Annotated in this window: 21 protein-coding genes and 1 tRNA gene; 10 read left to right on the forward strand and 12 right to left on the reverse strand. The window is 58.8% G+C overall.

The features are described from left to right. The 6 genes from IH971_06605 to IH971_06630 all read right to left on the reverse strand — a co-directional run. Positions 1–390: flavin reductase family protein (locus tag IH971_06605; protein ID MCH7497503.1), on the reverse strand; the 390-nt coding region annotated here is incomplete at its 3' end. 34 nt (positions 391–424) lie between these two features. Next, positions 425–814 carry a four helix bundle protein gene (locus IH971_06610; GenBank protein ID MCH7497504.1) on the reverse strand — a complete coding sequence of 130 codons (390 nt, stop codon included), beginning with the start codon at positions 812–814 and terminating at the stop codon, positions 425–427. A gap of 29 nt (positions 815–843) precedes the next feature. Beyond that, positions 844–1,707: a fumarylacetoacetate hydrolase family protein gene (locus tag IH971_06615; GenBank protein ID MCH7497505.1), complete on the reverse strand. Its 864-nt coding sequence runs from the start codon at positions 1,705–1,707 to the stop codon at positions 844–846. Positions 1,708–1,859: 152 nt separating this feature from the next. Further along, complete coding sequence (locus IH971_06620) at positions 1,860–3,008, reverse strand: homogentisate 1,2-dioxygenase (GenBank protein ID MCH7497506.1); 1,149 nt, start codon at positions 3,006–3,008, stop codon at positions 1,860–1,862. Positions 3,009–3,050: 42 nt separating this feature from the next. Beyond that, positions 3,051–4,145, reverse strand: a complete 1,095-nt coding sequence (gene hppD, locus IH971_06625; GenBank protein MCH7497507.1) for a 4-hydroxyphenylpyruvate dioxygenase — start codon at positions 4,143–4,145, stop codon at positions 3,051–3,053. Beyond that, a complete protein-coding gene (locus IH971_06630) occupies positions 4,138–5,238 on the reverse strand; it encodes a histidinol-phosphate transaminase (GenBank protein ID MCH7497508.1) in 1,101 nt (366 codons plus the stop codon). Before IH971_06630 ends, hppD begins: the two co-directional genes overlap by 8 nt. Before the next feature lie 173 nt (positions 5,239–5,411). Between IH971_06630 and sfsA the strand changes: the two genes are divergently transcribed. Then, on the forward strand, positions 5,412–6,140 hold the full coding sequence (sfsA, locus tag IH971_06635) for a DNA/RNA nuclease SfsA (GenBank protein MCH7497509.1): 729 nt from the start codon (positions 5,412–5,414) through the stop codon (positions 6,138–6,140). Here the strand turns inward: sfsA and IH971_06640 are convergent. Beyond that, a complete protein-coding gene (locus tag IH971_06640; protein ID MCH7497510.1) occupies positions 6,137–7,402 on the reverse strand; it encodes an aminotransferase class I/II-fold pyridoxal phosphate-dependent enzyme in 1,266 nt (421 codons plus the stop codon). The two genes, sfsA and IH971_06640, sit on opposite strands and share 4 nt — an antisense overlap. A gap of 177 nt (positions 7,403–7,579) precedes the next feature. Here IH971_06640 and IH971_06645 point away from each other — a divergent pair, with 177 nt between their 5' ends. From IH971_06645 to IH971_06680, 8 genes are all read left to right on the forward strand, one after another. After that, the gene (locus IH971_06645; protein ID MCH7497511.1) at positions 7,580–9,292 is read left to right on the forward strand and encodes an Ig-like domain-containing protein; all 1,713 of its coding nucleotides are present in this window, start codon (positions 7,580–7,582) and stop codon (positions 9,290–9,292) included. Next, complete coding sequence (locus IH971_06650; GenBank protein MCH7497512.1) at positions 9,293–10,351, forward strand: mannose-1-phosphate guanylyltransferase; 1,059 nt, start codon at positions 9,293–9,295, stop codon at positions 10,349–10,351. 1 nt (position 10,352) lies between these two features. Next, positions 10,353–10,658, forward strand: a complete 306-nt coding sequence (locus IH971_06655) for a hypothetical protein (GenBank protein MCH7497513.1) — start codon at positions 10,353–10,355, stop codon at positions 10,656–10,658. Positions 10,659–10,714: 56 nt separating this feature from the next. Beyond that, complete coding sequence (locus tag IH971_06660) at positions 10,715–12,811, forward strand: elongation factor G (GenBank protein ID MCH7497514.1); 2,097 nt, start codon at positions 10,715–10,717, stop codon at positions 12,809–12,811. A gap of 2 nt (positions 12,812–12,813) precedes the next feature. Further along, positions 12,814–13,305 carry an HIT domain-containing protein gene (locus IH971_06665; protein MCH7497515.1) on the forward strand — a complete coding sequence of 164 codons (492 nt, stop codon included), beginning with the start codon at positions 12,814–12,816 and terminating at the stop codon, positions 13,303–13,305. A 56-nt stretch (positions 13,306–13,361) separates the two neighbouring features. Beyond that, positions 13,362–13,434, forward strand: a tRNA-Asn gene (locus IH971_06670). Between the two features lie 12 nt (positions 13,435–13,446). Further along, positions 13,447–13,710: a GIY-YIG nuclease family protein gene (locus IH971_06675; protein ID MCH7497516.1), complete on the forward strand. Its 264-nt coding sequence runs from the start codon at positions 13,447–13,449 to the stop codon at positions 13,708–13,710. A gap of 194 nt (positions 13,711–13,904) precedes the next feature. Next, positions 13,905–14,243, forward strand: a complete 339-nt coding sequence (locus IH971_06680) for a hypothetical protein (GenBank protein ID MCH7497517.1) — start codon at positions 13,905–13,907, stop codon at positions 14,241–14,243. Positions 14,244–14,314: 71 nt separating this feature from the next. Here the strand turns inward: IH971_06680 and IH971_06685 are convergent, their stop codons facing one another. The 5 genes from IH971_06685 to IH971_06705 all read right to left on the reverse strand — a co-directional run bounded on the left by IH971_06685 (position 14,315) and on the right by IH971_06705 (position 20,580). Next, on the reverse strand, positions 14,315–14,605 hold the full coding sequence (locus IH971_06685; protein ID MCH7497518.1) for a hypothetical protein: 291 nt from the start codon (positions 14,603–14,605) through the stop codon (positions 14,315–14,317). Beyond that, positions 14,602–14,964, reverse strand: coding sequence for a winged helix-turn-helix transcriptional regulator (locus tag IH971_06690; protein MCH7497519.1), 363 nt, complete (start codon positions 14,962–14,964; stop codon positions 14,602–14,604). The genes IH971_06685 and IH971_06690 overlap by 4 nt, the downstream gene beginning before the upstream one ends. 210 nt (positions 14,965–15,174) lie before the next feature. Further along, positions 15,175–15,465 (reverse strand): hypothetical protein, encoded by a 291-nt coding sequence (locus tag IH971_06695; protein MCH7497520.1) that lies wholly within the window; start codon positions 15,463–15,465, stop codon positions 15,175–15,177. An 865-nt stretch (positions 15,466–16,330) separates the two neighbouring features. Beyond that, entirely contained in the window at positions 16,331–17,155 is an 825-nt protein-coding gene (locus tag IH971_06700; GenBank protein ID MCH7497521.1) for a DUF4242 domain-containing protein, read from the reverse strand. A 743-nt stretch (positions 17,156–17,898) separates the two neighbouring features. Beyond that, positions 17,899–20,580 (reverse strand): carbohydrate binding family 9 domain-containing protein, encoded by a 2,682-nt coding sequence (locus tag IH971_06705; GenBank protein MCH7497522.1) that lies wholly within the window; start codon positions 20,578–20,580, stop codon positions 17,899–17,901. Between the two features lie 481 nt (positions 20,581–21,061). On the opposite strand from IH971_06705, the gene IH971_06710 reads away from it, so the two are divergent. Then, positions 21,062–21,820 (forward strand): alpha/beta fold hydrolase (locus IH971_06710; protein MCH7497523.1); only part of this gene is annotated, 759 nt, incomplete at its 3' end.

A 21,820-nucleotide genomic window follows, 5' to 3' on the forward strand; every position in this document is an offset into this window, starting at 1 on the left:
CACACCCGGCGCCGCCACCTGGCTGCCCGGCAGCTTGGTGAAACCCGCCACCTCGAACTCGTCCACGTCCGGCGGGTACTCCCCCGACGCCAGGTTCATCTGCTGCACCATGGGATAGCTCACCACCGACACGGTGAACTCGCCGGTGTCCAGCACGTTGCGCAGGGTGTCCTTGGTGCTGGCGTCGGAGCCCCGGTAAGACGGTGAGAAGCCGACGTAGGGGGGATTGGAACTGAAGGCGTTGGAGAAGCTGAACGGCGCCAGATTGGCGGACCCATCCTTGCCCAGCGTACCAACCAGAGCGATGGGCCGGGGACCCACCCCTCCGATGAGCAGCTGGTGGCGGTCCCGCAGGGACATGTCTTCGGGGTCAAATTCTCTGAATGGCATTAGTGCAAAGAGTCCTGAGTCCTGGGTCCTGGGTTTAGTGAAACTTCGGACCTTTATGATCGGACTGTTTCAAATATCCAATAAGTCCCCTGATTAGACGCCTTGTTTCGTCTGCAAGGGTCACAATCTTGTCAAATTCTATACGCGTCATGTAGCCTTGATCAAAGGCCACATACAACTGGGCTTTGACCTCGCCCGCCGAGCCTTTGGCTATCGATAAGAATTGGATAAACTCTCTATCGCCTCCTCGTTCCAAGCCTTCGGCAATATTAGAAACAACCGAGACACCGGCTCGGCGAATCTGGTCTCTTAGCCCAAAATCCTTTGAAAACTCACCGCGTGTCGAAACTTCGTAGACCACTCTTACCAGTTCGCGCCCTTTTTGCCAGGCTTCGATGTCCTCAAAACGATCAAATGAACCCAATAAACTATCCCCCCCCTACATCGTGGGGTTCATGACTCAGGACCCAGGACTTCGGACTCATTCGCCTGGACTATCGTGTTCGACAGTACCCCCAATCGCTCGATGGCCAGTTCCACGGTATCGCCGTCCTGCAGCCACTGATTATCGGTGATGCCGCTGCCGTTCAGTTCCAGAAAGCAGCCGGTGCCGCAGGTGCCCGAGCCGATGACGTCGCCGGGATACAGGTCCACACCGTAGCTGGCCCGCTCGATGATCTGGGCGAAGGTCCAGCTCATATTTTTCAGGCTGTCGCGGGAGACTTTTGCGCCGTTGACCCGGGCGGTCATCTCCAGGTCGAACCGCTCGCCCTCATCGCCGGGAATTCGCTGGTCGGCCAGCTCGTCCCGGGTCACCAGCCAGGGACCGATGGCCGTGGCGAAGTCTTTCCCTTTGGCCGGCCCCAGGTTGAGCTTCATCTCCTCCATCTGCCAGGTGCGGGCCGACAGGTCGTTCATGATGGTGAAACCGGCAATATGTTCGTCCGCCTGGTCGGCGGGAATGTCCCTGCCGCTCTTGCCGATGACGGCGGCGCACTCCAGCTCGAAGTCCAGGCGCTCCATGTGGCGGGGCCGCACCTGCACAGGGCCGGGCCCATGGACGGCATTGTGGTTGCTGAAATAGAACACGGGGAACTGGTCGAACTCGGGGATCATGTCCAGCCCACGGTTGCGGCGCGCCGTCTCAACGTGTTGGCGAAAGGCGTAGGCGTCCCGCATGGAGGGCGGGTGCGGCACCGGCGCCAGCAATTTCACCGCAGACAGGGGCTGAGCATAGGTTGCGCCCGGATCAACTTGCGACAACACTTCCCGGGCCAAGTCCATGCCTGTCCCCTCAAGGGCCAGGAACGCGAGCATGTCTCCCGGCAGGGTCGTCCCGTGGTCCGCCGCTGCCAGAGCCAAGTCTACTACCGCGCCATCGTGCAGCGCTCCCAACCGGGGCTGCCCAGCCTGCTCAAAGGTGATCAGCTTCACCGGCTAGACCCCCGGGCCTGCCCGCAACAGCTCCATCAACCCAGCCAAGACAGCGGGTAGTCCGGGTCATCCACCTCCAGCGCTGCCGGGGCCAGCTCCAGGGGTGCGAACGTGTCAACCATGACTGCCAGTTCGCTGGTTTCCCGCTTGCCGATGGAGCCCTCGTACATCCCCGGCTGTGGCCCGTGGGGCAGTCCCGCCGGATGCAGGGTGATGGATTCCTCCTCGATCCCCTTGCGGCTCATGAACTCCCCCCGGCTGTAGAAGATAATCTCGTCCGACTCCACGTTGCTGTGGTAATAGGGAGCCGGGATCGCATCGGGATGGTAGTCGAACAGTCGCGGCACGAACGAGCAGATCACCAGCCCGGCGGCCTGAAATGTCTGGTGCACCGGCGGCGGCTGGTGGATGCGACCGGTGATGGGCTCGAAATCGCCGATGTTGAATGCCCACGGATAGTTGAGCCCGTCCCAGCCCACCACATCAAAGGGGTGCTGCGCATAGATGTATTCCTGAGTGCCTCCGGTGAGCGCCACCAGCACCGGGAACTCGCCCTCTTCATCGATGGCTGGAACGAATTCCGGCGTCCGTATGTCGCGCTCGCAGTAGGGCGAGGTCTCCAGCAGCTGCCCGTGCTTGTTGCGGTAACGGTCGGGTGTCTCCACCGGCCCGCGGCTCTCCAGCACCAGAAATCGGGTGGGCTGCTCCACCTGCAGCTGCCAGATGATCCCCCGCGGAATCACCAGGTAGTCCCCCTCGTCGTAGTCGAGCCGCCCCAGATTGGTGTGCAGCGTGCCGCGCCCGGTATGGACGAACAGGAGCTCGTCACCGTGGCCGTTGCGGTAAAAGGTGGTCATGCTCTGATCCACATGGGCCTTGTAGATGGCGACGTCGGCGTTGAACATGAGGAGCCTCCGGCTGGAAATCGCATCCCCGGAGCTGGTCACGTTGGCGGTGCGCAGATGACGGTGGCGGTGGGTCTCGGCCGCCGCCTCACGCGCTACGGCCTGGAATTCCCCCACCGCGGTCATGCGGCTGGCCATATGCAGGTGGTAGAGGTTGCTGTAGACGCCGGAAAACCCCTGGCGGCTGACAAGCTCCTCGTAGCGCAAGGCGCCGTCAGCCCCACGGAACTGGGTGTGCCGTTTTGGGGGTATCTCGCCGCGCTGGATATAGTAGGCCATTAGTGCGTTCTTCCCCTGGGGCAGACCACTATTACTGAAGGCCTATAGATTTCCCCGCCTTTCCTGCTCCCGCTCAAGGGCCTTAAACAGCGCTTTGAAATTCCCCTTGCCGAACGAGCGGCTGCCCTTGCGCTGAATGACCTCAAAGAAAAACGTCGGCCTGCCTTGCACCGGCATGGTGAACAGCTGCAGCAGGTAGCCGTCATCGTCCCGGTCCACCATGATGCGCAGCTTCCGCAAAGTCTCCAGGTCTTCCTCTAGCACGCCCACCCGGTCCGGCAGCTCTTCGTAGTAGGATTCGGGCACCTCCAGAAAGTCCACGCCGTTGGCCCTCAGCCGGGTAATGGTGGCGATGATATCACCCGTGAGCATGGCCACATGCTGGACGCCGGCGTCAATGTTGAAGTCGATAAATTCCTGAATCTGGCTCTTCTTGAGCCCCTCCGCCGGTTCGTTCACCGGCATCTTGACCAACTCATTATCATTGGCCACCACGATGGAGCGCAACGCGCTGAACTCGGTGCGTATGTCCTTGTCGTCCACGGTCCAGAAGCGGTGCATGCCCAACGCGTCCTGATAGAACTCCACCAGCGGCTCCATCCGTCCGTCCGGCATGTTGTGCACCACGTGGTCGACTACCTTCAGTCCCACGTCGCCGGAGGAAAGATCCGGTCCTGGATAGTCGCCATACCCCGGCAGGAACGCACCGGCATAACCATCCGCCTGCACGAAAGTGTGCCGCACGTTGTCGTAGGCCTGGATAGTGGCGGTGACCACCTGGCCGTGCGCGTCAGACTGTCTCTGGGGTCCGGCGACGGATACGGCGCCGCCCGCCACCGCCGAGGCGTGGGCGGCTTCAGCGTTGTCGGTGCCGAAGGCTACGTCGCTGATGCCATCACCGTGGCGGTTCAGAAAATCGTTGATCTCGCCGTCCGGGCCCAGCGGCGCGGTGAGCACCAGGCGAATCTTGTTCTGCCCCAGCACCACGCTGGTCCGGTCCCGCTCCCCGGTCTCCAGCCCCTGATAGGCCACCACCTTGAAGCCCCAGGCACGCTGGTAGTAATACGCCGCCTGCAGAACGTTACCCACCAGGTATTGGATGTGGTGCACGCCGGTGAGTTTGTAGGGCTCAGCCATTGATGGTTGCCATGACCTCCTGAAGTTGGGTGCTAAAGTATTCATTTTCCTCGGGCAAACCAATCGTCACCCGTATCAGCATCGGCCAGCCGAAGGAGGCCAGGTGCCGCACGATGATCCCCCTGTGCAGCAGGGCCTCCGTCAGCCGGGCCGCCACAGCCTCAGCGGGCAGTCTAAGGGCGAAAAAATTCGTCGCCGAGGCAATGGGCGATAGCCCATGACGCTCCAGCACCGGCAGCAGCTGGGCCATGCCGTCCCGGTTCGTCTGCAGCGTCCGCTCCAGATGGGTGCCGTCGCCCAGTGCGCCGATGGCCGCAGCCTGCGCCGGGCGTGACGGTTCGAACGGCAGTTTTACCTTCATGAGGTTGCTGATTAGTTCGTCGTGGGCAAAGCCGTAGCCAACCCGCAGGCCCGCCAGCCCGTAGGCCTTGGAGAACGTGCGTAGCGTGATCACATTGTCGTAGCGGTAATGCAGGGAATCAGGATAGTCGGGCCGGTCCCGGGCATACTCGAAGTAGGCCTCGTCCAGGATCACCAACACCCGCTCCGGCACTTTCAGCATGAAGGCGTCGAACTCGTCCACCGTAAAGTAGGTGCCCGTGGGGTTGTCGGGATTGGCCAGGTAGACCACCTTGGTATAGTCATTGATGGCGTCAGCCAGCCGGGGCAGGTCATAGCGATAGTTATTCATGGGCACCCAGTGGGTGGTCCGGCCACTGGCGTTGGCCAGCACACGGAAGCCGATGAAAGTGCCCTCGGCGGAGATCAACTGATCGTCGTCCAGCAGAAACGTGCGCATGATGGCCGACATGATCCCCTCGCTGCCGGCGCCGGTGACGATATTCTCCATCCGCACCTGGAAGTGTTTTGCCAAGGCCGAACGCAGCGCGTGGGAGGCGGGGTCGGGGTAACGGTGGCCGTCTCGCAGGGCCTGCTGGCCTGCCTCCAGCGCTTTGGGCGAGGGACCCAGCGGGCTCTCGTTGGAGGCCAACTTCACAATGCGCTCGAGCCCCAGTTCCCGGGCCAGCTCCTCCGCCGGTTTGCCGGCCTGGTACGGGGACAGGCTCTGAATGTAGGGTGGCACCAGTGGCATGACTTCAGGTCCCCGTCACGCCGGCCGACTGTCCGCCGTCTCAGGGCGCAAAGCATGCGCCTGCTCAGCCATCCGAAGCATGGCTACCTGAATGCTCGATACATGGGTGAGTTTACTAAATTCTGGCCGCCCAATTGATCTGTGTGATGGTCAGTTCTACATCCAATATCGCCATGCCCGTGCCCTGGGATCTGCTGCCGGCCACTTTTGTGGACCGTCCCAACCGCTTCCTGACCCATATCAGGGTAGACGACCAGGTTCACCCGGCCCACCTGCCCGATCCGGGACGGTTGGCCGAGCTCCTGCTGCCCGGTGTGGCGCTCCGGGTGCAGTACCATAAGAAGTGGGAGACTATTCGCCCGGCACGCAAAACCGCCTATACCGTCCACCTGGTGCGGCGCCCCGATGATGGCGGTTGGGTCAGCGTCAACACCCTGCTGCCCAACAGGTTTGTGGCCTTCCTGCTTGAGGAGCGCCGCTTGCCCTTCCTGGCGGACTGGTCACTGGCTGGGCGGGAGGTGACCGAAGGACACAGCCGCTTCGACTTTCAACTGCGGCGGGGGGCCGACTCGCTGTTTCTGGAGGTCAAGTCTGTTACCTTTGTAGAGCAGGGCGTCGCCCAATTCCCGGATGCGGTGACCGCCCGAGGCGCCCGTCATGCCCGCCACCTGGCTCAACTGGCCCGTGAAGGCCAGGCAACCATGATCCTGTTTGTCATCCAGCGCGATGACGCCCACAGTTTCAGGCCCATGTGGCAGCGAGACCCAAAACTGGGCCACGCACTGGTGGAGGCCCACAGCGCCGGTGTTGCCATCCACGCCATCAAATTGGCCGTATCGCCGGAGTCTTGCACCTATCTGGGCGACGTATCGGTTGACCTCTCCATACCGGGTGGCGTCTAAGCCCCCGACCTTTTTAACGCACGGTCCAGATCGTCCAAAATATCGTCCACATCCTCCAGACCCACCGATAGCCGCACAAGCCCATCGGTGATACCATGCTTGATCCGTTCCTCGGCCGGCACCATGGAATGGGTCATGGAAGCGGGGTGCGAGATCAGCGTATCCACGGTGCCCAGACTGACCGCCAAACTACATAGCCGCACCGCGTCCATAAGCGCCGCCCCGGCCTGCAAGCCACCCTGAAGCTCGAACGCAATCATTCCGCCAAAGCCCTTCATCTGCTTCCGGGCCAGCCCGTGATACGGGTCCGATTCCAGGCCGGGGTAGCGCACTGCGGAAACCTCATGACGGGCCTCCAGCCACCGGGCCACGGCCAACGCATTGGAGCAGTGTCGTTCCATGCGCAGGGCCAGGGTCTTCAACCCCTGATTGAGAATCCAAGCGTCGAAGGGGCTGGCGTTGCCTCCCCGGAGCTTGCGGTGGTGCCACAGGTCGCCGCTGATAAACTCGCCGTGGGGCGAGACCACCATACCTCCGATAATGGTGCCGTGGCCATTCAAGTATTTCGTCGTACTGTGGACCACAAAATCGACGCCCAGCGCCAGGGGCTGTTGGAGGATGGGCGTGGCAAACGTATTGTCGGCCACCAGTTTGAGGCCATGGGCATGGGCCACCTCCGCCACCATGGCAATATCGCGCAGATCCAGGGCCGGGTTGGTAGGGGTCTCAATATACACCAGGCCCGGACGCCCGCCTGATGCCCCCGCCGCTGCCAGCCCCCTGATGTCCGCATCCAGCTGTTCAGCCGACTGCATGGGCACCCACCGCACGTCAACGCCCATTTGCGGCAGCAGGGTCTGGAACAGTTCGGTGGTACCGCCGTACAGGCCACCGTGGGTGATGACCACGTCTCCGGGCCGCAAAAGGGCGTACAGCACCGAGCTGATGGCCGCCATGCCGGACGAGAAGGCCATGCCCGCTACGCTCACCGGCTCGCCGTCCCCGGACCGCGTGCGCAGGTCCATAGCTTCCAAGGCGGCCACTTTCCGTTCAACAACCTCAATGGTGGGATTATGCCATCGGCTGTAGATGTAGCCTTTCGCCTCACCGGCGAACTGCCGCCGTCCCTCCTCCGCCGAGGCAAAACCGAACGCAGAAGTTTGGTAAATGGGGGCCACGTGAGCGCGGGCCACATCGTCGTTCCCCTCCCCTGCGTGGATGGCGTGTGAACTGGGACCGTAAGAGACCGGCAGCTGTATCATGATGCTCCGCTAAGGTTGGATGATTGACCAGGGTTGACGAACAGTCCAAAATAGTGCCGTCTCAAGGCGGTTGGGGAATATTATCTTGCCCGCCAGCGAACAGCTCTGCGCGCTGTCCGCCGGCCGCTGGATTAGTCTTGGCGGCGTGCGGCTTCAGGCCCCAACTTCGCGACTGCCATGCCCGGCTTGCCCATGCGCCTCACGTTCGCCCTGGGGACCGCTGCCGCCGCCAGCTTCTTCCCGGGCTGCGCCGCCGAGGGGCGTCCCACCGGCGGTCCCGTTGATACCCAGGGCCCCCGCGTGGTGCGGGTCGAGCCGCCCAGCGGCACCCAGCAACTCGACGCACTGCAAGTCATTACCATCACCCTTGACGAGTTGGTGGACCCCCTGTCGGTTCCCGGCGCCGTAAAATTCGCTCCGGACATCAGTTTCTCATCACTCGCTCGGGGCCGGCGGCTCATCATCAGACCCGACGAACCCTACCAACCAGGCAGGGTCTATGTACTCACTCTGCAACGAAAATTGCGCGACTACCAGCGCAATTCCATCCCCCGCGCCTACCAGTTCGTATTCAGTACCGGCGGTGCGATACCTTCCGGCCTGATCCGCGGTGAGGTAGCCGGGGCCGATCCCGACCGGCCTATGGAGGTGGGACTGTTCAGATGGCATGGAATCGGGGCACCTCCTGACAGCTCGAATCCGGACGCGGATCGCCATAAGTTTGTGCTGGTTCAGAGCCTCGGGGTCGCTGTTGATGGCAGCTTCGCCTTCGCCTATCTGCCGGATGGCAACTATCGCCTGGCCGCCGTGGAGGGGGGGCTGGGAGATTTCCCCGCCGGTCTGCACTATCGCCCCTATGCTTTGCCTCCTTTCGACTCACTGCTGGTCCGGGGCGACACCCTCTCCGTTGCCATGCGCCGGTCAAATCCGCTGGCGCTGCCCCAGATCGCTGCGGCCGATTGGGTGAGCGACTCCTACCTGCAGCTCACTTTTGATGTCCCCTTCGGCGACGCCCATCCGCCGGCCTCAGTCTTTGCCACTCACAAGCCCGGCCTGTACGGCTATCTGCTGCCGGAAGCACCCTCTGGAGACTCTGTCACGATCGATTTGGGCGCGGGCACGACGCTGTTGGGCGAGGCCTATGCTCTGGCTCCCCTTGCCGTCCCCACGCAGGAGCTGCCCGACACCTTACCGCCCACACTGACTGTTCCGGGCAACACCCTCCGGCTCCAACCCATCGCTGACAGCGAAAACCCACGTTTTGGGACGGCGCGAGGGCGGTTGACGTTTTCCGAACCGGTGCGTTTAGGGTCAGGCTTCAAGGTCCACGTAACGGGCGCTGACAGTCTGGCGCGGCAGGGCATCGAGGTGGCCCTCAACCGCGTGTCCCCCCTTACGCTGACGTTGGACGTCCCCCAGCCGGAGCGCTACAACCGCGTCACCATCCCGGGCCACCAAATCTCGGATGCGGCCGGCAACACCATGGCCGATTCCCTCCTGGCCATTGCGCTGGAATTTGTGCCGCCAGCTTCTACCGGCAGCATCCTGGGATCCATCGCGGGACGGGGGGGGACGGGGGGCGTGGTGGTGGAAGTCCTTGAGGCCCAGACCGGCCGCCGAGTCGGCCATACGGTCACCCATTTGGGCCGCTACCGAATTGATCATGTCCCGCCAGGTTTCTACACCCTGTTCGGGCACGAGCTCATCGGGGAGCAGCCGCTCCCCTATTATAGTGGGCGCTGGACGCCCTATCACCGCAGCGCCCGGTTCGGGTTTCACTCCCAGGTGGTGGAGGTGCGGCCCCGCTGGGAAGTGGATGGGATTGATATTAACTTGAAGGCTCGAATTTTGGTATTGCCCTTGCAGGGCCATGCATTGAGAAAGGATTAAATGCACTCAGTTATCTTGGCCGGGGGCGCGGGAACCCGCTTCTGGCCCAAGAGCCGCCGCCAACGCCCCAAGCAGCTTCTGCATCTCATCAACTCCCAGTCCCTCTTTGCACAGACAGCCCAGCGCCTGGGCAAGGCTCTGGGCTCCGACAAGCTCTACGTCGTCGCCTCTGCGGATATCATCTCCAGCATCAAGGCAGAGGGTGATCACATTCCGGCAGCAAACTATATTGTCGAGCCCAGCAGCCGTAACACGGCACCCGCCATTGCTCTGACGGCATTCGTTCTGCGCAAGCGCTTCGGCGACGGCCTGATGGGCGTGTTTCCCGCCGATCATCTCATCCGCAAGCAGAAACAATTTCGCAGCGCCCTCAAGCTCGCCCAAAAAAAAGCCGCCGAGGGGCCCAACCTGGTGACATTGGGCATCCAGCCAACCCGCCCGGCCACCGCCTACGGCTATGTGCAGTTCTCTCGGGAGACCGATGGCGACGTCCACCGCGTGGTCCGCTTCACGGAAAAGCCCGACCTGGATACGGCCCGGGAGTTTCTGGAGAGCGGCGATTACCTCTGGAACGGCGGCATATTCATCTGGCAGATCAGCACCATTCTGGAGAAACTGGCGCAGCATCTCCCCACAACCTACAATAAACTTGCGAGCATCGAGCAGTTTATCGACACTCCGAAATTTGAGCAGCAGCTCGCCCGGGTGTGGCCTGATGTGGATGCCATCAGTATCGATTATGGCGTCCTCGAAAATGCAGACGACCTGTTCACCGTTGAGGCCCAGTTCGATTGGAACGACTTGGGCAGCTGGCGCACGCTCTATGATGTGCTGCCCAAAGACCGCTCCATGAACGTTACGCAGGGGGACGTCACCACACTGGATACCCACAACTCCCTGATCGTCAGTGAGGGGCCCTTCACCGCCGTCATTGGCGCCGATAACCTGATTGTGGTCGCCATGGATGATGCCACCATTGTATTGCCCAGGTCCGAGAGCGACCGGGTTCAGGAGATTGTCCAGTGGCTCAAGTCCAGCCGTCGGGAGGAGCTGCTCTAGCATGCCCCCTAGCGGCGCCCTGCTCAGACCTGAAACAAGGTACCGTCAGTTGGAGGATCTGGCCAGCCGGCTGGGACTGCCCGTGATACTTGACCGGGGGCCGTTCAACGGCGGCACCTGTCTCCTTGAAGGCGCTGAACTCATCGTGCTCAACAAGTCCACACCTATCGAGCAGCGGACGCGACTGCTGGCAGAAACGCTGGCTCGCAGGGACCTGGGAGAAATTTACATCAAGCCGGCACTGCGGGAATATCTGGAGCGCCACCGACCTGCGGAATCCGCCCTGCCCGCCAGGGTAACAGGTTGATGCTGGCAGGCCCGCCCTTTCCCGCTGATTGGGGCATGCGCTAAAGGGCAGCATCCATGCCCCAATTCAAGACCGAAGACATCCTCACCTTCTCCCTGGTCGGCCACGGGTCGGTTGGCAAAACCACCCTGGCTGAGGCCATGCTGTTCAATGCAGGCGCCGTCAAGCGCATGGGCACCATCGCGGGGGGCAATACCGCTTCGGATTACCATGACGACGAGATCGAACGCCAGATTTCCATCAACACGTCGGTTTTGAGCCACGTCTGGCAGGACAAAAAATTCAACCTTCTGGACACGCCCGGCTATGCCGATTTCTTTGGCGAAGTGCAGAGCGCCCTCCGTGTCTCGGATTTTGCAGTGGTGGTGGTGCATGCCATCTCCAACGTGGAAGTGGGCACCGAGCAGGTTTGGAACTCCGCCACTGACTATGGCATCCCCCATCTGGTCGTGGTCAACATGCTGGACAAGGAGCACGCGGACTTTGAGTCTGTTCTCGCCGTCGCCAGGGAGCGATTCGGGAACAAGGTGTTCCCGCTGACGGTGCCCGCCAATCAGGGACCCGGCTTCAACCAGGTGGTGGATGTGCTGCGCAACGAGCTGTTCACCTACAAGACCGACGGATCGGGCCAATTCAGCCAGGAGGCCCTGGCGGGCGACTGGGCCGCGCGCTGCAAGACCAACCACGGCGAACTTATTGAGCTGGTGGCCGAATCCGATGACACCCTGCTGGAAAAGTTTTTCGAGCAGGACCAGCTCACCGAAGATGAGCTCCGCGACGGGTTGCGCGGGGCTTTCGTCAGCGGGTCCCTCATCCCGGTTTTTGCAGTGTCGGCGGAAGCCAATATAGGCGTTCGCAGGATGATGGATATACTCGCACGCTACGGTCCCAGCCTCGCCGATTTTGGGGAAGTGCACGGAACCTCCAGTCCAACCAACGGCGTTGCAATCACCCGCCTGCCAGTTGACAGCAGTGTCGCCTCCGCGCTTGTATTCAAGACCATCAGCGAGCCACATCTGGGCGAGCTCTCCTTCCTGCGGACCTACTCCGGCAGGATCAAAACCGGCAGCGACCTTGCAAACACCAGCCGGGGACGTCAGGAGCGGATGGGCACTGTGTACGCCATGACCGGCAAGGAGCGGAAAGAGCTGGGCGAGGTGGTGGCCGGCGATGTGGCGGCAGTTGTCAAGCTCAAGCACACCCACACGGGCGACAGCCTCAGTGCCCCCTCTGACCCCATCGTGTTTCCGGGCATTAGACTGCCAGAGCAGAAGATTCGCAGCGCCATTGTGCCTAAGTCCAAGGGGGACGAGGACAAGATCAGCACCGGCCTGTCCACGCTCCACGAAGAGGACCCCACCTTCGTGTTCGAGTACGACGCTGAGGTGAGGCAGACCATCATCTCGGGGCAAGGTGAACTCCACCTGGCAACGGTCATTCGCCGGCTCCAACAGCGTTTCAAAGTGGAGGTGGAGCTCATTCCTCCGAAAGTGCCCTATCGGGAAACGATTTCAGCCAGGGGTGAGTCGAAGTACCGCCACAAGAAGCAGTCGGGAGGTGCGGGTCAGTTCGCCGAGGTCTGGATGTACGTCGAACCGCTGCCGCCCGGATCCGGGGCGGAGTTCGAGAGCAAGATCGTCGGCATGGCCATTGACCGGGTGTTCATTCCCTCCATCGAGAAAGGCGTCCGGGCAGCGACGGATGGGGGCGTGCTGGCGGGCTACCGTTGTGTCGATTTCAAGGCCGTTGTTTACGATGGCAAACAGCACCCGGTTGACTCCAAGGATATCGCCTTCCAGATTGCCGGGCGGGAGGCCTTCAAAGAGGCCTTTTTGGCGGCCAAGCCACGGCTGCTGGAACCGATTTACGAGGTGGATGTCTGGGTGCCGGAGGAGTTTATGGGCGAGGTGATGGGGGACATTTCCGCCCGGCGGGGCAAGGTGTTGGGCATGGAAACCGAAGGTCGCCTCCAACGGGTGAAAGCCCAGATACCCCTCGCCTACCTGGACCAGTACTCCACCGCACTGCGCTCCATGACCGGCGGACGGGGTATCCACGCCCAGCGGTTTGACCACTACCAGAATCTGCCGGCAGATGAGCAGCAACGGGTCGTGCGGAAGGCCAAGGCTGAGAAGGAAGAGAGTCACGCGTGAAGCTGGAGCACCTCTGGGCGCCCTGGCGCCTGGACTACGTGCGCACACACCAGGCAGATGCAGAGAGCTGCATTTTCTGCGACAAACCGTCCGCCGGTGATGACGCTGAACAGCTGATCGTTTTCAGGGGCGAAGAAGCCTTCGTCCTGATGAACCTCTATCCCTATAATAACGGCCACATCCTCGTTGCGCCCTATCGGCACGAACCCCTCTTCGACCAGCTGGGACCGGCAGTTCAGATGGAGATGCTGCAGCTGATGAACCGGGCCATGACTATCATGCGCAGCGAAATGCAGGCTGGGGGCTTCAACTTTGGCGCCAACATCGGTGCCGCCGCAGGGGCGGGCATCGAAGAGCACGTCCACCTTCATCTAGTCCCACGCTGGTCCGGCGATACCAACTTCATGCCGGTGGTGGCCGGTACCAAAGTCCTGGTGCAGACCTTACGGGAAACACGCGACCTGTTGGCGAAAGGATTCGCGCAGCAATCCTAGGCCGGTCCCGTCTTGACACACTCTGCGGGGTCAGGTAATTTTCGCAAGCCCTTTTATCCGGCGTAGCTCAATCGGTAGAGCGAGTGGCTGTTAACCACTAGGTTGTAGGTTCGAGTCCTACCGCCGGAGCGCTAGTCTGATATCCATTACCTCTACATTCTCTTTTCAGATTCCCTGGATAAGTTCTATGTGGGAAGCTCTCACAATCCAGAGACGAGTCTTACTTATCATAACAACAGTAATAAGGGTTGGACTAAAAGAGGCCGGCCCTGGCGTCTCGTGTTTCAGCAAGGCTTTCCGAACCGGAGAGAAGCTCAAAAGGTGGAACGGTTTGTCAAGACGCAGAAAAGCACGAGATTTATCCAGAAGGTCCTTTCTGGGGAGGTTGAATTGAGAAACGACTAACGGGTGGCTGTTATCCCGACACTTCGGGATGTAGGTTCGCCCCGCCTTTGGCGGGATTTGTCCCGCCTACGGCGGGAAGTCCTACCGCCGGAGCGTCGCCAGCGACTCGGCAAAAAGCCTTCCAACATTGGAGGGCTTTTGCACTCCCACCACATTTTGCCTTACATTCGGTGCGGTTCAGATAAGCCACCATTATGACACAAAAATCTAGACCATCAGCCTTCATCGACGAACTCCGCCGCCGGCGGGTGTTCCGGGTGGCCGCCTTCTATGGTGGTATCGCGTTCATCATCATTCAGATTATCGATGGTACGTTCGAAATCATGGGTATTCCGGTGTGGGTAAGCCGATTGCTGATTATTATTCTCGCCATTGGCTTCCCAGTTTCGATGATCCTTGCCTGGGTCTTCGACATCTCTGAAGAAGGCATCGTACGAACCAAAGGTCGGCCGGTCGAAACTGAGCGAAAGGCGCAGCCGAAGGGAGTCTTTGGGGTCTATCCCGACCTTGCGCGGCCCGGCCAGCGACAATAAGAATATGGGAAGGATATATGAGGAAGTAACCCCCGGGCAGGAGCTGCCTCGTCATAAATACGGACCTTACCTTACATTGAATCTGCTTCGTATACCCTGATGCTGGTAATGATTGGGCAAGTCTTGGCAATTTTTTCTGCCTCATCAATGTCCGCTGCATTAATAATTGAGTAGCCGGTTAATGCCTCCAGATCAAGTGTCAATTCTTTGGTTCCGGATTTTGTGATTTCTCTTCCATAACCGAATGGGTTACCGGAATCAACAAACTTGTCTCCAACCGATTCGAACCATTTACCCCAGGCCTCCCCTATTTCTTCAGTAGGGGTTACAAACCCGTAATACAAAAATAAAAACTTCTTCATTTTTTCTCCTTTTTTTTGTTTTGCGATTTGCCCAAAAATTTAGCATAGTTTTCCAAGGTTTCCTCGTCGCTACCCCAGTAAGTGTGATATTGCATAAGCCAATTTTGAAGCCCTCGTAACGAACGCCGATTGAGGGTAAGGTAGTTGCTACGACCCATCTTCTTGCGAATGATCATGTCTGCGTCCTCAAGAATCTTGATATGCTTGTGAATCGCCGGCAGGGATAGCCCTCGCATTTGCGCTAGAAAACTGATGGAGCAAGGTTGCAACCCGAGCACATAAATGATGTCGCGGCGATGCTTGTTGGCGAGTGCCTCAAACACGGTATCTAAGTCTTGGGGCATGTGGATGTCAGTCATGATAGTTAAATTCTAGGTTAGGTTATCTGATTTAAGTGATGCGGTCAACGATTAAGTTCGTCACGGCTAATCGGGATCAGTCGCCCCCCTTGAGTACGCAAAAACCCCTCGCCTGAGGGGCCTTTACTTTCCACAGATGCACCTGAACCAGAAGGTCAGGGAATGGGAGACGATCTCACGAGTGAGACGCACCAAGATCGACCGCCGTCATTACATCTCCATCGTTTCGTAGATACGCAGGGAGTGGTTGATCGGGCTACCTTCGGCGATCTTGACCGCTTCGTCCATGTCGGCAGCCTTCACCACCATGTATCCGGAAATCGCTGCGTCATCGAGGGTCAGCTCGCTAATGCCCGATTTCGTGATCTCGCGTCCTGACACCGTTGGAGCACCCTTGTCGACGATCTTGTCGCCATTGGTCTCGAACCATTTTTCCCAGTCACCCATAGTCGCGTCGGTTTGTGCTCCGAACCCAACGGCTAGGAATAGGAAATTCTTCATTATTACTCCTTTTGTGTTGTTTACGACCTGCCCAATGCTTGAGCAGAGTTCTCCCGGGTCGCTTGGTCGCTACCCCGGTAAGTGCCACAAGTGAACGATCCGATCTTTACCCCGAGTGCATTATGGATGTCGCGCCCGTGCTTGTTAGCCAGGGCTTCAAACACGATATCTAGGTCCTGGGGGACGTGTGGGTCGTTCTTAATAATTAACTTCTATGTTAAGTTTAAGGGCTTAAACAGGCCTTGTCAATATCTTTTGGAGATGAGCGGTTATGGGTTAGGATTGAAGGGCGAGGGGGGGTGTGAGAACAATGGCACCCCGTAATTGGAAACTCGTCCGTCTATTATTGGATGCCAATCGTTCGTTCATTGCTGAGGTAGCTCATAAGGCCGTGACGAGAGACTTAGGCATTCTCCGGGGCACCCGCTCCATTCTGGATTTTTTATACCTCGAAGGGAAGTATTCTGAGTGGGTTCGCGAAAAACTTTTGAACTCGAGAGCATGTCTGGATGAAATGGAAACTTCCCCCCCAATGGATTTGAGTCGCCCATCGGCGCTCCTGTGAATAAAATATTCTTCAACCAGTTCGAAGATCTTGCACAGGAACAGCGTGAGGAGTTGAGAGCGGAGATATTAGCACAAGAGTTGATAAAATTGTTGCTTGAGAGGGATAAGGCTACATAAGGAAGAGGAGGCATCAGGGGAAACCTGGCATCCAAAAGGCAAATGTTAGCCACTCAGCACCTTCGTCACCGAACCCCGCAGAATGCAGGGCATGCCCTGCTGAGACCCCATATCGGGACCGGACCGGCCACTAGCTATGTGTGGCCAGGCGTCACTCTTATCCTATCTCCATCGGCTCGGCCTAGTCGCCCTGCCAGATGACTGAGTCTATCTTTGTTGGCGTAGCAAACCCCTTAAACAATACCTCATCCGACGGGCCAAATTCGAACCCTTTGCCAGCGCACAGTTCCTGAACGGTATGCGCCGTCAGTATTTCTTCAGCTTTGGCATGGTCACAAATACGCGCCGCCAACTGTACAGCCGTTCCAAAAAGGTCCTGATTCTTTTCCACCGGCTCTCCTGCGGACAACCCGATTTTCACCTGGAGAGTTGCGTTTGTCCCGGTCTTGTTATAGTCGCGTAGCCCCCGCTGGATATCGATGGCACCATGTACTGAGCCTGCTACCGAGACAAAGGAGGCCATAATGCCATCGCCGGTATGCTTGACTTCACGACCCCCGTGCTCCTTGAGTGCTGCACGGACAATGGTGTCGTGGACCTGCAGAACTTCCATTGCCGCCGCATCACCTATTTCCTGGGTCATTTGGGTGGAACCGACCATATCGGTGAACAGGATAATGCGGAGAGACGAGCCGGTTTCGGTCGTTGCTGGGTCGATAGCCGCCGCAGTCTCGTCAATGCGACCCATAAAGGCTTCCACCACCGCCTTGTCGACCGCAATCAATTCTTTGGCCTCCAAACCGTGCGAAGCCCGATGCACCGCATTGGCCTGCTCAGCGCTGGGCGCATCAACAAGGCAGTTGGCGGTGCCGGACTCTTTATTCAACCAATAGGTATGAAAGGTGGCTCCATATTGTTCCTGAATGGCAATATCCGCCAGGTGGGCCTTCGCCATATCTTGTTCAGAAACCCCTGGACTCTCGTGTATATCCATAAATAGTGGCATGAGTAACGCATCCCCCAACGGTCGTTAACTTGCCAGCCGCTCCAAATTAAACCTTCAGAGCAAGGCTGGATCCACTGAAAATCGCATCCGGAATCTGCAAATATATACTAAAATTCGCAAGTGGTATCAGCCTTCATCAACTAGGCCCACTGCCGTAGGAGCGTAAATTCAGCACCTTCGTCACCGGACCCCGCAGAATGCGGGGCATGCCCGGCTGACACCCAACGGCCCGGCCCCTCACCCGCGTCAATCCTCACTCTTCCACGAGTGCCGCCCGCCCGTTACCTTTCCCGCCCGCTCTTTGACATTTCACACCGCAACCTGTCCCCTTGGCCCCGCGCTGCGCCAAAGGGTCACCCTGAGGCTCTCAAAGGGTGAGAGCGCCCTGCCCGCCCGGGAGGCTCATCCTGGTGTCACGTCGGTGTCATTTTGGTGTCACGTTGGTGCCACGTTAGTGCCACGCCTTCCGTCGGTGAGCATGGCACCGGCATAGGGGGGGTGGGCCAACGGCCTCTGGAGGCTGTTTTGGGGTCATCTTGGGGCCATGTTTGGGTCACCTCTCCCGTCGGTTAGGGTGATACCAGCAGGGGGGGAGGGGGTCACCCCTTCCGTCGGTGAGGGTGATACCTGCCCCGCCGTAACTTGTCCCGATACGTCGGGAGGCGGCGGCCGCCACGAGGGGCACCGGCCTCCCGGAGCCGCCCCGGCAATCCAAATGCAGCTAACGAAATAACCTCTGGCGGTTATTGCCCCAGCCAGTAGGAAACCTTCAGGGCCACAAAATCATCGGGCTGGGTGCGGAACAGATCGCCCAGGTCGCGGCTGAGGTCAAATGTGCCTGGGTTGTCGAAGTTGGCGCTATTCCGGGTCCATACCAGGTAGGCCGTTGAACCTGGCAGGAACTCCCACCGCAAGACCGCCGTGCCCACCAGCGCCTTGAAATTGAAATCCGGATTACTGATGACGAACTCATCGCTGTTGTCACCACCCGTCGGATCGACGACGTAATCACCATCTTCATTACCCGTGATGGTACTCGACTTATCGCCATATTCCAGAAATTCGTACCGCTCCGGTCGGGCGAATTCCTTGAAGCGTGAATAGTTGCCTGCTGCGATAAACGGCTGGAAGTAGGCTTGCAGGGACAGTCTGGGCGTGAAAGTGTAATTGATGCGTATGTCAGCAGATACTGTCTGTTGATCCAGTTGGGCGACCACGTACCGTTGGCCGAACATGGCACTGTTTTGAGGGTCCTCAACGGTGGTCACATACTGATCGGTGGATAACCTGCTTGAATACGAGGGGCCGAAACTGACGCTAAGCTGGGCACCGAGCTTCAAATCCAGGCTGGCGCTGTACGAAGCCAGGGATCCTCCAGCATCATCACTGCTCACTTCGTAGGAGAAGTCTCCAGCGATATCCTTACGCGAATCAGTATTGTAGCTGAAGTTCAATTGGAGACTGGCGGGGGCTAGGACCCTGGGGCCGCCCCGCAGTTTGCTATTGCTCAGTAGCTCGGGAATGTAGTCGAAGAACCAGTTGAATCCCCAGTAGTTCACCGCCCTGTAAGATCCCATCCAGATAAATTGTTCACCGGTCTTGACCATGCTGAAGTCATGGTTACTGGAATAGGCGACATCCGTACGGAAAAAGCGGTAGTATTTTGTCGGTTCAACCCAGCGGTACCCGACCACAATATGGTTGTTAATCAGATCCGTCCGCGAGACGATTCCCAGATCGTTACTCTCAAAGCCGGGAGAGATGACACCCAGGGAGCTGTTGATCTGGATGTGGCCCCGCTCCTTGTTCAGCATGAGTCGGCCGGCGAAGCCGCTGAGGGAGGTGCGGCTTGAATCGAGGCTCACCTGATCCGCATCCGGCCGCTGGAAATAGTGGCTGGAATTGCGCTGCAGACTGGTGATCTTGTTTTGGCTGCCGCTCACTTCCGAAATGCCGCCCCAGTAACCGAGGGCCCAATCCCTATCGGCACCGAAGAAGCTCCAGCCATCCAAGCCGAGAGTCAGGGCTCGATCGGCGAGGTCATCGGACAGGGTATAGATTCCATCGGTTCCTTGCAGTGAATTACCGGTAAATCTACGCTGGGTCAGGGTGGTGATAAATCCGAGTCCCCTGCGGCCGTCATCGATCTCCTTTTGAGCCCTGACTAGACTAAAGGAAGTCAGCGGCTCCACCTGCTGCTGGCTTTTTGCACCATTCAGGTAGAACTCGGCAAATTCCCGGCTAGTAAGCGCCGACAAGGCCCCAATGGACCAACCGCCCTTCAACTTGCCGCTCAACTTTGCGGCGCCGAGAATACGGGTATTGGACGGTTGGTTCAGCGAGTCAGAATCGACGTCAACGAAGCCTTGAGGGGACCGCCCGATTCGCCGGGAGTAGAAAAAGCTGGGATTGCTCCAGTCAAAACTCCAGTTGTTGGTTGGGCCCCCTCGGCCAAATCTAAAAATGGACCGGCCCTCGACGAAAAAAGGCCGTTTCTCATCGAAGAATGTTTCAAAGGCAGAGAGGTTGATTACCGACGGATCCACCTCCACCTGGCCAAAGTCAGGGTTCAGAGTTACGTCGAGAGTCAGGCTTCCGCCTAGGCCTATTTTCATATCGGCGCCGATGCCGAGTTTCGTATCCCTGCCATTGAGGAATGGGTTGCTCTGTTGCGATGGCAGACTGCTATAGGCTGAAGAAAAATACGGAAGATATGACTGCCTCTTCGGGGACTTGATACCCTCGATCCCATGGAGAGTCGCAGCTTTGCTCATGAGGCCGCTCTCGGTAAGGGGGATGTACGTATAGTAGTTCCACTCACCGCGACGTTTGATGAACCGTGTGGGAAATATGCCCCAGGTGTAGGTGTCCTGCTGGTTAAAGCGCAGTTGGGAATAGGGGATGCGCAGTTCCGCCACCCAACCCTTGTCATCGATGGAGGTCTTGCCCTCCCAGATGGCATCCCAGCTTAGATCTGTCCAGCTATCATTGTAATAGGATTCATCCCGAATGGCGCCGGAGGGGTTAATCTGAAACGAGTACCCGGTACGTTTATCGTGGTAGGAGTCGATGATCACTTCAAATAGGTCTGAATTGAAATCATCATCCCTCCGTCCAATGCGGCTTGCAATGGAGTCTGGGCGGCTGTCCCACATCCGGGCCCCTACATAAAGGGCATCGTCGTCGTACCCGATCCACATCTCGGTCTTTTCGGTGCCTGGATCACCGTTATTGGGGATGTACTGGACAAAATCTGTAAACGATGGACCGTTGTATAAATCTTCGTCAAGTTTACCATCGATACGCAGGGGCACATCGAGGCGAACTGCCTGCACTGCCCTGATACGATAATCTTCAGGATCAAATGTTCCATCGCTGGCGGTGAGCTGGCCGATTAGCAGGAAAAGAATGAGAGCGCGCAACATGAACCCCTCCCCAAATAAGTTATTCGCCTGCTAGATTGACGGATGTAACCGGTCTAAGGTTGTCACAAAGGGGTAAAGATTTGCTTTGGGCCCGCTCCCAACGGCATGAATGTGGTGACCTGCTTCAGAACGAATTCAAGCGGTAGGGGCGTGGTGAGGCGAGCACCGGCCCACTGCTTGCTTACGGCTTTGCCTCCTCGACGCTACTCATTCGCCGTAGGAGCCGATCACGGAGATCTTCCGTATTTGTCGGCAGAATCTGATTCAGCATTTGGCAGATTCCGCTCCCGTCAATTCGGCCTGATCCGTCCGCATTGGTATCGGGCGGCACTTTTCCCCTTGTGTCCGCCATAGACTAGCGTGGGTGGTTCGGGACTCATTAGGTTACATTTGGATTTGAACGAGGTCAATTTGCGCCACCCCCGGTCATTTGAAGGCCATGACAGACCACTCCCACAAAACACACATTAGGAGAAAGATTATGGTAAGGTCCATCTCTTCTGCCGGGGCCCTGGTTATCTTGGCCAGCCTGATCCTGCAGGGCTGTCAAGCGCGGTCATCCAACAGCGCCGTCACGCCGTGGGCCACCGCCACCGATAAGATTCGCCTGAGCGGCATTCAGGCCGGGCCCGAGGATGCCAAGATCGGTATTTTACTCGTTCACGACTGGTTCGGCATCACCCCGTTTACACGGGCGGCAGTGGGCCGCTTGGCCGCCGCCGGTTACAAGGTCGTCGCTGTCGATCTCTATCATGGGCAGGCGGCCACGACCCACCCGGAAGCCCAGACCCTGATGGACGCTCTCGATGGGGAAACCGTCGCTCTGCAGCTGCTGGCCGCCATAGAGCAGTTGGCGGCTTCGGGGCGCAAGATCGTTACGCTGGGATTCAGCATGGGTGGCGCCCCGGCCTTAAACGCGGCCCTGGCCAGTCCTGAGCGGGTTGCCGGAAGCGCCATCATTTACGGCGGTTTGAGTGCTGAGGAGGCAAAGCTTGCCCAATGGCCGGGCGAGTTGCTGCTGATTACCGGCTCGCTCGATAGCTGGGCCGTTGAATCTGCCGAGAAAATCAGGTCGCAGCTGGACGGCCTGGACCGCGCACCCGAATACTACCTGTATCCCAATGCCGATCACGCCTTTGCGCAACCACTCTACAATGGAGGCCGGAACTACGATGATGAGGCCACCAGGATGATGTGGCTTATTCTCGAGCACTTTCTGGCCCGCATAAGTACCCGGGTT

The organism is Candidatus Neomarinimicrobiota bacterium (assembly GCA_022560655.1).
Lineage (GTDB): Bacteria > Fidelibacterota > Marinisomatia > SCGC-AAA003-L08 > TS1B11 > JADFSS01.

Excerpts from the sequence above, each read along its gene's own strand:
- IH971_06615 (MCH7497505.1), bottom strand. The coding sequence starts at position 1,707 with ATGCTCGCGTTCCTGGCCCTTGAGGGGACAGGCATGGACTTGGCCCGG.
- IH971_06620 (MCH7497506.1), bottom strand. The coding sequence starts at position 3,008 with ATGGCCTACTATATCCAGCGCGGCGAGATACCCCCAAAACGGCACACC.
- hppD (MCH7497507.1), bottom strand. The coding sequence starts at position 4,145 with ATGGCTGAGCCCTACAAACTCACCGGCGTGCACCACATCCAATACCTG.
- IH971_06630 (MCH7497508.1), bottom strand. The coding sequence starts at position 5,238 with ATGCCACTGGTGCCACCCTACATTCAGAGCCTGTCCCCGTACCAGGCC.
- sfsA (MCH7497509.1), top strand. The coding sequence starts at position 5,412 with ATGCCCGTGCCCTGGGATCTGCTGCCGGCCACTTTTGTGGACCGTCCC.
- IH971_06640 (MCH7497510.1), bottom strand. The coding sequence starts at position 7,402 with ATGATACAGCTGCCGGTCTCTTACGGTCCCAGTTCACACGCCATCCAC.
- IH971_06645 (MCH7497511.1), top strand. The coding sequence starts at position 7,580 with ATGCCCGGCTTGCCCATGCGCCTCACGTTCGCCCTGGGGACCGCTGCC.
- IH971_06650 (MCH7497512.1), top strand. The coding sequence starts at position 9,293 with ATGCACTCAGTTATCTTGGCCGGGGGCGCGGGAACCCGCTTCTGGCCC.
- IH971_06655 (MCH7497513.1), top strand. The coding sequence starts at position 10,353 with ATGCCCCCTAGCGGCGCCCTGCTCAGACCTGAAACAAGGTACCGTCAG.
- IH971_06660 (MCH7497514.1), top strand. The coding sequence starts at position 10,715 with ATGCCCCAATTCAAGACCGAAGACATCCTCACCTTCTCCCTGGTCGGC.
- IH971_06680 (MCH7497517.1), top strand. The coding sequence starts at position 13,905 with ATGACACAAAAATCTAGACCATCAGCCTTCATCGACGAACTCCGCCGC.
- IH971_06685 (MCH7497518.1), bottom strand. The coding sequence starts at position 14,605 with ATGAAGAAGTTTTTATTTTTGTATTACGGGTTTGTAACCCCTACTGAA.
- IH971_06690 (MCH7497519.1), bottom strand. The coding sequence starts at position 14,964 with ATGACTGACATCCACATGCCCCAAGACTTAGATACCGTGTTTGAGGCA.
- IH971_06695 (MCH7497520.1), bottom strand. The coding sequence starts at position 15,465 with ATGAAGAATTTCCTATTCCTAGCCGTTGGGTTCGGAGCACAAACCGAC.
- IH971_06700 (MCH7497521.1), bottom strand. The coding sequence starts at position 17,155 with ATGCCACTATTTATGGATATACACGAGAGTCCAGGGGTTTCTGAACAA.
- IH971_06705 (MCH7497522.1), bottom strand. The coding sequence starts at position 20,580 with ATGTTGCGCGCTCTCATTCTTTTCCTGCTAATCGGCCAGCTCACCGCC.